Source organism: Lunatibacter salilacus (assembly GCF_009797935.1).
Lineage (GTDB): Bacteria > Bacteroidota > Bacteroidia > Cytophagales > Cyclobacteriaceae > Lunatibacter > Lunatibacter salilacus.
In genome coordinates, this window is record NZ_VOLC01000003.1 from 445,599 (window position 1) to 455,990 (window position 10,392).

Here is a 10,392-nt window from a genome sequence, read left to right on the forward strand (position 1 = left end):
CTAGATTTCTTTAGTGAAGTGAAAAGGTTTTTATAGACTTGCCATGGCTTTTATTACCTGGTTGGCTGGGTCGGTCCATGAGTTAAAGTCATCTATCAATTGTTCGAAAGACACCTGATGGGTTACATACATTTCGGTGGGAAATAACTTTTTGGCAAGGGTCTCCATCACAAATAAAAAGTCCTCCTTGGTTGCGTTTCTACTACAGAGAATGCTGGTTTCTTTGGCGTGGAGACTGGGATGGTGGAAACTCAGAAAATCCTTGTATAGCCCCACTAGCAGGTATTTCCCTCCATGGCCCATGAATTCGACGCCCGATTCCAGGGCAGCCTTGTTGCCCGTAGCATCGAATACCACATCACAGAGGTCTGATTCAGTCAGTTTACTGACTTCATTCTTAGCTGAACTGCCTGCTAGGAGGGTATGGTCCGCTCCGAAATGGGAAGCAGCTACTTGTAGGCGTTGTTCATTGAGGTCCATGGCTATTACAGTGCCCCCTGCCAGGTTGGCAAACCTGATAATTGCCAAACCGATAGGGCCGCATCCAATCACCAATATACGTTGGCCAGGGGTGATTTGTGCTCTTTTTACGGCATGAGCAGCGATGCAGAGCGGTTCAATGATTGCTATTTCTTCCCAACTTAAATTAGGGGCAGGAATTAACAGTCGGCCTGAGACAGCTATGATCTCCTGCATTCCTCCGTCTATATGCACACCTAAGACCTTTAGAGATGCACAGCAGTTAGTTTTTCCCGCACGGCATGCCAAGCAGGAACCGCAGTTTATGTAGGGAATGATAGCCACCTTATCTCCGGAGGTAAATTCCCGATTACCATTTGGATCGTATATTTCACCTGCCAATTCATGTCCAAGAATCCGTGGATAGGTAAAAAAAGCCTGATTACCGGCAAAGGCATGTAAATCCGTACCGCAAATACCGATTCTTCTGATCTTGACGAGCACTTCATCAGTTGCAGGTGTTGGAATTTCATGTGTTTTCAGCGTTAGTTTGCCTGGTATTTCACATACTATATATTTCATGGATGGGGAAGATTTAATAATAGCTTCCCAAAAGTAAAAAAAGAAGGCGAATACCGCCTTCTTTGATCTATTATATTCCAAATAATGATGTGATTCCCTAGGGCTTAACTTCTTCTGCTACTGCATTTATTGTTATCTTTTGGAGAATTAGCGGTTCTTGCAGCTTACTTGTAAGGATTTCCATAAAGTATTTCAGGTTAGGGTAATTTTCGGCAATTACAAAGTTGTCTTTGACGGAAAGCAATGCATTAACCTGTACGTTATTATTCATAGCAACTGTTTGATAGGAAAAGGATAGGGTGCCATCAGGAATAGTTAACGAGATATTTTCAGGATAATCATCCAGTTCGTACCCCTCAGGTACGATAATGTTGGCAGAATAACGGTCATTGACCGTGTAATTGAAATCAACTGGGAAGGTTCTTGCGTCTGCGGTAAATGGGTTTTCCGTCCATCGACTTATAGCGAAGGGTTTGATAAATACGTTTTCGCCTTCCCCATACTTTTCCCGGGTTTCGATGGAGGTTTCCAAAACGTGGCGGTTCGAAATAGTTTTAATGGAAGGTTCAAACTTTATTACTTCGACATCCGGAGTTATCAAAATACTATTCTTAAAGGATTCAAGAGCGTCTTTTTGAGTGATATCTCCATATACCAATGCGTCGTAATCCATTAGCCGTAGGTTAACAGTGGATATAAATCCATTATTAGGGGTGGATTTGATTTCTACAAACTGATTAATTCCAGATCGGTGCCCAATTTTTACAGGCATCAATCCACTCTCCTTTTCCATTAGCAAGAAACCCTCATTAACATGAAAATCCAACGGGAGGTACCCCAAGGGTCTATCTGGATTACATGCATCAACAAAGTGCAGCTTGTCCTCCGTATTTACGACTAGCATCAGGTGATTAAATTGATCGGCAAAAGGAAAGGCCACCAAATCAGATCTTCCATTGCCCTTACTGCTAATCATAACAGGATGCGCTACTATTCCCGATGCATTTAGTAAGGCCATTAAAGAAAGATTGATTTCCGCCCGGTTTCCTTTTTTGTTTACCAGCATATCCTTTAGCGATTGATCTGGGACTATACTTCCTTTACCGTCGTAGGTGAAGTTCTGGGTTACATAAGAATAGTATTCCTGCAATATTTCTGATTTGTTTTTCCCAGTAGTATCGATGACCGGAAATGATTTGCTCACGTTTTTATCGGGTTTTGTATAGGAAGCAAAGGCTCTCCTTTCCATGAAAAAATCTGCCAATTCCTGCCAATTGCTGAACATATTCTTGTAGTCGGATTCTGTTTGGCCCAATATGTTTGTTGATTGGGATTTATACCCGGCAAGTTGGAACTGCACCTTTTCAAGGTAATCCGAGAAATGGTTCATATACGGTTCAGCTTTGACAGACCTGAGATCAGTCAAGTTCCACCGATATAGTCCGCTGGATCCGATTCTGTATTTAGCAGTAACAACTTTAAAGCCTTGCCCTAACATTCTGTAATCAAGAAATTCAGGAACGGCAAGCGAATAGGATGATTTAATTGTGGGAATGTTGTTTTGAAATACCCATCCATCCACAAACAAAATGGCTTTGTCTAACTTAGTGTAGGCGTACTCTAAAATAGATCCCTCTTTAACTTCCGGAAAGGTGAAGCGTATTTCTTTGTGTCCGTTACCAGCATCCACTTCAAAAAAATCACTTTTTGAAAGCTTGGTTACTTTATCTATTCCATTCTCTCTATTTACAATCTGGGCTCGGAGACGCTGAATGGTTTCAATCCCTTCTTTGCCATCATAATATGCTAGATGCACATCGCCATGAGATTTCCCACTTTCCTTTAATACTTTAATCCGTCGGTGAATCTCACTGTGTAGCTGAACACCACTGAAAAAGCTGGTGTTGATTTCCTCCAAAACTACAGCGTCAGAACCAGGTTCAAAGGGGACATCAGTCAACTCAAACTCCCATGGGGAGTACTTCCCAAATTTCATTTCTTGGGCGTAAACGGGCCTTACCTCCAGTAGGATACCCACGAGAAAGGTAAAAATTAGTGTTCGTTTCATAGGGTTTTACTTTTTAAAAATTAGTTGTTTTTGAAATTCCTTTTGCATTCCTAATAAAATCTCCCCGTTGGACACACCGCTGTCGTAAGACGGAAGATAGGTGTTAATTTTTTTGTAAATCACCAGCTTTTTGGCCTCCTGAACGGTTTCCAGAGAATGTCTGTAATGGGGGGTTTCAACGGACCATGAGGGCTGATCTCCGTCAAAAACTAAGGGTTGGTCGGTGTTGATTTCAAGGGTTTCTTCGTATTCCCAGCTTTCATTGTTCATCTCTTCGATGGGGGATTTGTTCCAAGAAAGTGGTATCATTATCCGTTTTGCGGTATTTTGGGAAAAGCGGGCCACAAGGCCTTCGTAGGACACCTCCGCCGTGGGGATATTACGTTCTTGGCCGACAGAAATATGGAACGACTGCAAATTTAGACCCCTTCCTCCAAGGTGCGTGTTTAAAAAATCCTTTTGTTCCTTCTCCGAAAGTTGATACGTTAGGGGACCGAAAATTTCTGCAGGTTGTCCCTGATAGCTGGAGACACCTTTGATTTTAGCATCACCGTTTTCCATTAGGTCTACCTGTAACGAAACCTTTCTTTTGTTAAATTTACTGTCCGAATAGGAGGGAGTTCGGGCGATTAGTCCTCCATTTTCGTTAATGACCAAAACGGGACGGTCTTTGGTAAAGCTGCCTAAGTATCCGGCGGGAAGGGTATTGGAGGTACATTCCAGCCAAAGGGTGTCTCCGGGTAATGGAACACGCAAGATTACGTGGTTAAACTGGTTGGAAGGAAAACCCACATCAATGGGATCTTCGTCATCACCCGCATACACCAACGTATAGTCGGAGGGAATGCCTGCTTCCTTAAGTAGTGATTTCATCAGCATGCTTAGACCCTTACAGTCCCCGTATTTCAGGGCAGCCACGTCAGCGGCTTTCATGGACCTCCAGCCTCCGATTCCCATCTGTATACTGACATAGCGGTAGTTTTTCTGCAGGTATTTATATAGGATGCTAATTTTTTCAAAATCATCTGTTACACCGTCTGTCAATATTCGGACTTGATTTTTCATCTCATCAGGCAATTCGTCCCTTCCAGCATTTAGAAGGTTAAACCAACTGCCAAACGATTCCCAGGAATCCATAGTCGCTTCGTATCCTTCCATGGCAAATTTGACCGGGGCCAACGCTACGTAAGGAAGGTCCATGTCTTCATCGCTTTTTTCTATCACAGGAAGGTCACCTGCTTCCCATCTGAGCTTCTGCCAGCCTGTAGATTCACCAGGAGTTGAAATTCCACTAAGCAAGTTTTCTTTATACCTTAACCCCATGCTTTCAGGATAGAATACTTCCAGAGTTGATGCTGAGACCTTTTGATGATAGTAGCTGTTTGGATACCATTTGGGAAGGTTAAAATTTCCGGATTTTTTTAAAGTTACCGCCACCTCTACCCTTAATGGAACGGGAATATTTTCCAACATTAAATATTTAACCCTAGAATCCTCGAAAAATGAACCTTCTCCGATTACTGCCCGGTCGCTAAGATCCTTTGTCCGAATTCTTCGGATGGTTTTGCCGCTTTTGGGATCTATTATCCGGGCTTCGAAATTTTCTATTTTGGTGAATTGGTCGATGTTAATGGAATAGCTACCATGGTCAAGCCCTTTGGTGTCGGTAATCAGAGTGTTTTGTCGAATGTCAACGAGGTAGCTATAATCCTCCTGAATGGTTATCCGTTGGTGCTTTTCCAAAGTGGAATAGGCTCGCACATCATTTTGCGAAAAACCATTGGTTTTCACAAAAAAAAGGACGATAATAATCAAAAATCTGCTTAAAAATGTATTCATACTAAAAAAGGTTAAAGTCTACGAAATTTAAAATTTTTATTTGAAAAATTAATGCGCCGTATGACATTTTTTTTTCTTTTTTAAAACAAATTTTCTTCCGCCTATATTCCACCGAAAAATGGATTATGTCCCCTTTCTATTGAAGGGATAAACCTACCTGGTAAGGTATTGAGTTAACCATCGGTTTTGTTACTTCCTTCAATGAATTCGTTGATTTTCTATGACTTGTAACTTATTCCGGTTTGATAAAATTAGTCCGTGTCGATAATTGATACTTTAAATGGATATGGTCATTTGGATTGGTGAATGGATTTGGTGAACTTGTATTTTGTAAGGATATTAAAAAAAAACCGAACTCATCTTCAAAGAAGAACTGAATTAAAGAACAATTATATAAAGTAACGAAATGGTAGCAAATGAACTTCGGATCACATTTAAGGAAATGACAGACACCTTTGTGACTATTCTGTTGCAAAACGGTTTTTCACCATCAAAAGCCTCCCTTTGTGCGGATCTTTTTGCCAAATCCAGTTTGGATGGGGTGCCCTCCCACGGGTTAAATCGTTTTCCTGAATTCATTCGCCTCGTCAAAGAGGGATACGTGATCCCAACTGCCGAACCAACACAAGAATTTGCCCTGCCGGTATTTGAACGATGGAATGGCAATCTGGGTCCGGGCATGCTGAATGCCAGTTTCGCAATGCAAAAGGCTATAAACATGGCTAAACTAAATGGCATAGGTTGTGTTTCCTTGAACAATACCAATCACTGGATGAGGGCTGGAAATTATGGCTGGCAAGCCGTGGAGGCTGGCTGCGTGGGAATATGCTTCACCAACACCCTTCCAAACATGCCCGCTTGGGGAGGGAAGGAACCCAAACTTGGAAATAACCCGCTGGTGTTGGCTGTACCCTCCGGAGATCAGGGTGTGGTGCTCGATATGGCCATGTCCCAATTTTCGTATGGAAAAATGGGTACTTATCTGCGAAAGGGAGAAGATTTACCTTTTGACGCCGGGTTTGATGGGGAAGGACAGCTTACCAAAAAGCCCGCAGATATCTTAGCCGGAAATCTTGCCCTGCCATTTGGTATGTGGAAGGGATCCGGACTCTCTCTTATGCTCAATATGATCAGTTCGTTAATTTCGGGGGGTAAGGCAACGCATGAAATTGGACGGGAGAAAGAAGAACACGCCATTTCCCAATTTTTTCTCTGCCTGGATCCGGAGAAATTGGGTTTGGAGACCAAACTATTTAAGGAAAGAGCAGACGAAATTTTGCAGGATTTGACCGATTCTAAGGTGTTTCAAGGGAAGGAGGTCCATTTTCCAGGACAGCAATCCCTCAAGAATCGCCGGGTAAACCTGGCAAATGGAATACCTGTTGAAAAAGCGATCTGGGAAAGTGTCCTGCGGATGGTCAAGGAAAATAGTTAATCTATGAAAAAACTAATTTTGGTAATGGGTTTGCCGGGTTCAGGTAAAAGCTTCTTCGCAGAGCGGCTGGCTTTAGAATTAGGGGCAAAATACCTCAGTAGTGACAGGGAAAGAAACCGCCTGGGAAACAGAGACCAATACTCCCCCGAAGATAAGTTAAAAGTCTACCAGCATTTAAAGCGTTTAGCCAAAGAGGCATTGAGTAAAGAAAATACAGTTATCATCGACGCCACATTTTATCTCCAACAAATGCGGGATTTATTTTCAAACTTGGCGGTTGATGAGGGTGCTGACGTCTTTTATTTTAATATTACGGCGGACGAAGAACTGATTCGGGAGAGGCTTCGCCAACCCCGCTCCGATAGTCAGGCAGATTTTTCCGTATATGAACAAATTAAGGAAATGTTCGAGCCGTTTATCATGAAGGTGATTGTATTGGAATCCAAGAAAGACAATATCGCATTTCTGTTGGAAAAAGCGTTAGACTATATCGGCCATGGAGAAAACTGATGTCCAAGAGTTGGTGCAACATGCCGCACTCTACAGCCAAAAGTTTGAAGGGGATTTTCAGGAAACCCACATTTCCTGGGTGTTGTTTACGGCAGACTTTGCATTGAAAATTAAAAAGCCTGTAAAGCTGACCTTTCTCGATTTTTCTACCTTGGAACTACGCAAACATTTTTGTGAGCAGGAAGTAAAGCTCAATTGCCGTTTTTCAGAGATATACCTTGGCGTGGAAGCTCTTACCCGGGAAGGTAAAAAATGGCTAATCGGAAATGAAGGTAGTCAAGTGTGGGATTACGGGGTCGTCATGAAAAAGCAGGATAACTCGCTTCGTATGGACTGTCTTCTTTCCAAAAATCAGGTAAGCAAGGCGGTAATTGACCAATTGGCCCATCAGGTGGCGAATTTCCACAAAGATGCTGCTGTTATTTCAGCTCCATTTGAACTGAATAAGGCAAAAGAGACTTTTCGTGACCTTAGATCTGTATTGGTTCACTTTAAAAAGTTGCCAGATAATGAGTGGACTGATGTGATTGAAGACTCGATCAAATTTAGCGATGAATTTCTGACGGAAAATCAGGATCAATTTATTGACAGGACAAATGCCGGCAATGTTAGGGATGTTCACGGTGATCTGCATAGCCGAAATATTTTTTTGAGTCCAGAACCTGTCATTTTTGACTGCATCGAATTTAACGATACGTTTCGTCAGATCGATGTCTGGTATGAAGTTGCATTTCTTTGTATGGATATAGAGTCTTACGGACGTCGGGAGCTTTCAGAAGATTTTTTCAAATTATATTGTAGTCAAAAAGGGGAGTTTGTCAACAAGGAGGAAATGCGAATTTTCACCTATTTCAAAATGCTTAGGGCCAATATCCGGGCTAAGGTTTTGGCCCTTCAGGCTGGCGACGAAATTTCTTTTGAGACCACTATTAAAAGTTTGGCGGGGTCAATTCGTTACCTGCAACTAATGAAATCATATATGGAAGAGCTCAGACAACTCTAATACACTGAAAACTTGATTTAAATCATGTTTTGAAGTGATTAAGGTACTGGTTGCGCTTGATCTTTACTGGTAATTTTGTGTTTCTATTACAATAGCTCACACATATTTATTTACCCATGCAAGTATTATCCTCACCGCTTCATACCTTTCACATTCCCGTCATGGGATTGGGATTCACCGTAGACTCTCCGCTCAAAGTTGCCAAGTATGGAATTTCCAGTTGTGTTTCCATTATAGACGATTTTTTGTTAGAGGACATGCGTAAACTCTATAGCGAAAACCTGGAGATTTCTTATAAAGAAATCCCTGATACCGAACCGGATGTCAAAGCTAAGCGTACGACTGCATATTTAAATTTTTTGAACGCTCAGGTTGAGACTCAGGTGGCTGGTTTGCGGCAACAGGATTTTGAGCTAGACCGGGAAATCAACGTATATTTTGAGCTGTTGCCCGAAAATCATCCACTTTTCCTTCTGTACATGAAAATGCTTGAAAGTGATGGAAGCGAGAAGAAGCAATTGCAGGAAAAGCTACGAATGGCCATTGAGCCGGGCAGTATTGACGTAAATATTATGACCAAGGTAGATAAGCTGAATTATGATACCGATGGCAAAGAATTACCACGGGAGTATTCAGATGCTTTGGCAGCTTTGAGGGGGTATGCCCAGAGTGACTTGGATTCCGCAGTCATCTTTTCCGCGGGATTAAATCCTGCCCTTTACGCCTATATGGAGCAGTTCGCTGATTTTTTCCCGGACAGCACAGGGCATATTAAAAAGCGGGTTGTCCTAAAAGTCAGTGATTATCGATCCGCATTGATTCAGGGGAAATTCTTGGCCAAAAAGGGGATTTGGGTATCCGAATTCCGAGTTGAGTCTGGCCTCAATTGTGGAGGACATGCCTTTGCCACGGAAGGCTATCTGATGGGACCAATTTTGGAGGAGTTTAAGCGAAACCGCCAGGTGCTGGCACAAACCTTGGCCGAATCCTGTCAGCAAGTGCTTTCTGATAAGGGATTGGCTGCGCTACCGACTGATATTCAACCAAAAATCACTTATCAAGGTGGTTTGGGCGATGCCCAGGAGGATAAATTTGTCAGGGAATATTATGCCCTTGACGGCACTGGATGGGGGAGTCCCTTTTTATTGGTTCCGGAGGCAACCTCTGTGGATGAAGATACTATTCAGCGTTTGATTAATGCCAGAAAATCCGACTTTTACTTGAGCCATTCTTCCCCGCTGGGTGTGCCTTTTAACAACCTTCGTACTAGCAGTGGCGAGGAACAACGTAAAGCCCGGATACAGAAAAACAGGCCTGGAAGTCCCTGCTACAAGAAATTTTTGTCTTTCAGTAAGGAGTTTTCGGACATCCCCATATGTACGGCATCCCGGCAGTACCAACACCTCAAACTTAAGCAGCAGGAATCCGGAGAAGTCACTGCGGAAGAGGTGGCAAAGGTGTTGGAAAAGGATTGTCTTTGTGAAGGACTGAGTGCTTCTGCCATCCTCCGTCAGGGGACAAATCCCCGCAGGAATCTAAATGCGGTTACCATTTGTCCAGGACCGAACCTGGCTTATTTTAAAGGTGTATTCAGTCTCAAAGAGATGGTGGATCATATCTATGGAAAAATAAACCTGAATTTGGACCCTGAAAGACCCCATGTCTTTGTAAAGGAAGTTCAGCTTTATGTAGATTATTTGAAAAATGAAATGGCGAATGCCTTACCTGAGAAAACCCAAAAGGTAGAGGCTTACTACGATAGATTCAGGAAAAACTTAACTGAGGGGATTCACTACTATCAAAACCTGGTTGAAACCATGAAACCTGACGCGGAAGAAGTACTCGATAAAATGAAAAAACAGCTTAACCTGTTAAAAGGTGAGATTCAGCAATTGACGTTGACAGTCTAGTATAGAATACTGATTGGGCGGATTTGTACGGATTATTTTTATTGACGTCGAGGTTTAATCCAACACAATAAAATCCGCTTTATCCATTTTATCCGCAACATCCGTGTTCTATTTTATTTTGAAGCGATTGGAACACGGATTTGTCGGATTGTACGGGTGTGTACGGATTATTTTTATTGACGTCGAGGTTTAATCCAACACAAAAAATCCGCTTTATCCGTTTTATCCGCATCATCCGTGTTCTATTTTATTTTGAAGCGATTGGAACACGGATTTGTCGGATTGTACGGATTTGTACGGATTCTTTTTATTGACCTCGAGGTTTAATCCAACACAAAAAAACCCGTTTTATCCGTTTTATCCGCAACATCCGTGATCTATTGTATTTTGAAGCGATTGGAATATGGATTTGTCGGATTTTACGGATTTGTACGGATTATTTTTATTGATGTCGAGATTTAATCCAACACAAAAAATCCGCTTTACCCGTTTTATCCGCATCATCCGTGTTCTATTTTATTTTGAAGCGAATGGAACACGGATTTGTCGGATTGTACGGATTTGTACGGATTATTTTTATTGATGT

7 protein-coding genes are annotated in these 10,392 nt (G+C 42.2%); 4 read left to right on the forward strand and 3 right to left on the reverse strand.

Annotated features, from left to right (window positions below):
• Nucleotides 1-30: 30 nt before the first annotated feature.
• From FQ608_RS06680 to FQ608_RS06690, 3 genes are all read right to left on the reverse strand, one after another.
• Nucleotides 31-1,041, reverse strand: coding sequence for a zinc-binding alcohol dehydrogenase family protein (locus FQ608_RS06680; RefSeq protein WP_158857034.1), 1,011 nt, complete (start codon nt 1,039-1,041; stop codon nt 31-33).
• A gap of 97 nt (nt 1,042-1,138) precedes the next feature.
• The gene (locus FQ608_RS06685; protein ID WP_158857035.1) at nt 1,139-3,109 is read right to left on the reverse strand and encodes a DUF3857 domain-containing protein; all 1,971 of its coding nucleotides are present in this window, start codon (nt 3,107-3,109) and stop codon (nt 1,139-1,141) included.
• Nucleotides 3,110-3,115: 6 nt separating this feature from the next.
• The gene (locus FQ608_RS06690; protein WP_158857036.1) at nt 3,116-4,948 is read right to left on the reverse strand and encodes a DUF3857 domain-containing protein; all 1,833 of its coding nucleotides are present in this window, start codon (nt 4,946-4,948) and stop codon (nt 3,116-3,118) included.
• 406 nt (nt 4,949-5,354) lie between these two features.
• On the opposite strand from FQ608_RS06690, the gene yiaK reads away from it, so the two are divergent.
• The 4 genes from yiaK (at nt 5,355) to FQ608_RS06710 (ending at nt 9,806) form a co-directional block, all read left to right on the forward strand.
• Entirely contained in the window at nt 5,355-6,383 is a 1,029-nt protein-coding gene (gene yiaK / locus FQ608_RS06695; RefSeq protein WP_158857037.1) for a 3-dehydro-L-gulonate 2-dehydrogenase, read from the forward strand.
• Nucleotides 6,384-6,386: 3 nt separating this feature from the next.
• Nucleotides 6,387-6,893 carry an AAA family ATPase gene (locus FQ608_RS06700; RefSeq protein WP_158857038.1) on the forward strand — a complete coding sequence of 169 codons (507 nt, stop codon included), beginning with the start codon at nt 6,387-6,389 and terminating at the stop codon, nt 6,891-6,893.
• Nucleotides 6,880-7,896 (forward strand): phosphotransferase, encoded by a 1,017-nt coding sequence (locus FQ608_RS06705; protein WP_158857039.1) that lies wholly within the window; start codon nt 6,880-6,882, stop codon nt 7,894-7,896. Before FQ608_RS06700 ends, FQ608_RS06705 begins: the two co-directional genes overlap by 14 nt.
• Before the next feature lie 116 nt (nt 7,897-8,012).
• On the forward strand, nt 8,013-9,806 hold the full coding sequence (locus FQ608_RS06710; protein ID WP_158857040.1) for a hypothetical protein: 1,794 nt from the start codon (nt 8,013-8,015) through the stop codon (nt 9,804-9,806).
• Nucleotides 9,807-10,392 lie beyond the last annotated feature (586 nt).

What these genes read in the sequence shown, in the direction of transcription:
- FQ608_RS06680 (WP_158857034.1), bottom strand. Translation starts at nt 1,041, where the DNA reads ATGAAATATATAGTATGTGAAATACCAGGCAAACTAACGCTGAAAACA.
- FQ608_RS06685 (WP_158857035.1), bottom strand. Translation starts at nt 3,109, where the DNA reads ATGAAACGAACACTAATTTTTACCTTTCTCGTGGGTATCCTACTGGAG.
- FQ608_RS06690 (WP_158857036.1), bottom strand. Translation starts at nt 4,948, where the DNA reads ATGAATACATTTTTAAGCAGATTTTTGATTATTATCGTCCTTTTTTTT.
- yiaK (WP_158857037.1), top strand. Translation starts at nt 5,355, where the DNA reads ATGGTAGCAAATGAACTTCGGATCACATTTAAGGAAATGACAGACACC.
- FQ608_RS06700 (WP_158857038.1), top strand. Translation starts at nt 6,387, where the DNA reads ATGAAAAAACTAATTTTGGTAATGGGTTTGCCGGGTTCAGGTAAAAGC.
- FQ608_RS06705 (WP_158857039.1), top strand. Translation starts at nt 6,880, where the DNA reads ATGGAGAAAACTGATGTCCAAGAGTTGGTGCAACATGCCGCACTCTAC.
- FQ608_RS06710 (WP_158857040.1), top strand. Translation starts at nt 8,013, where the DNA reads ATGCAAGTATTATCCTCACCGCTTCATACCTTTCACATTCCCGTCATG.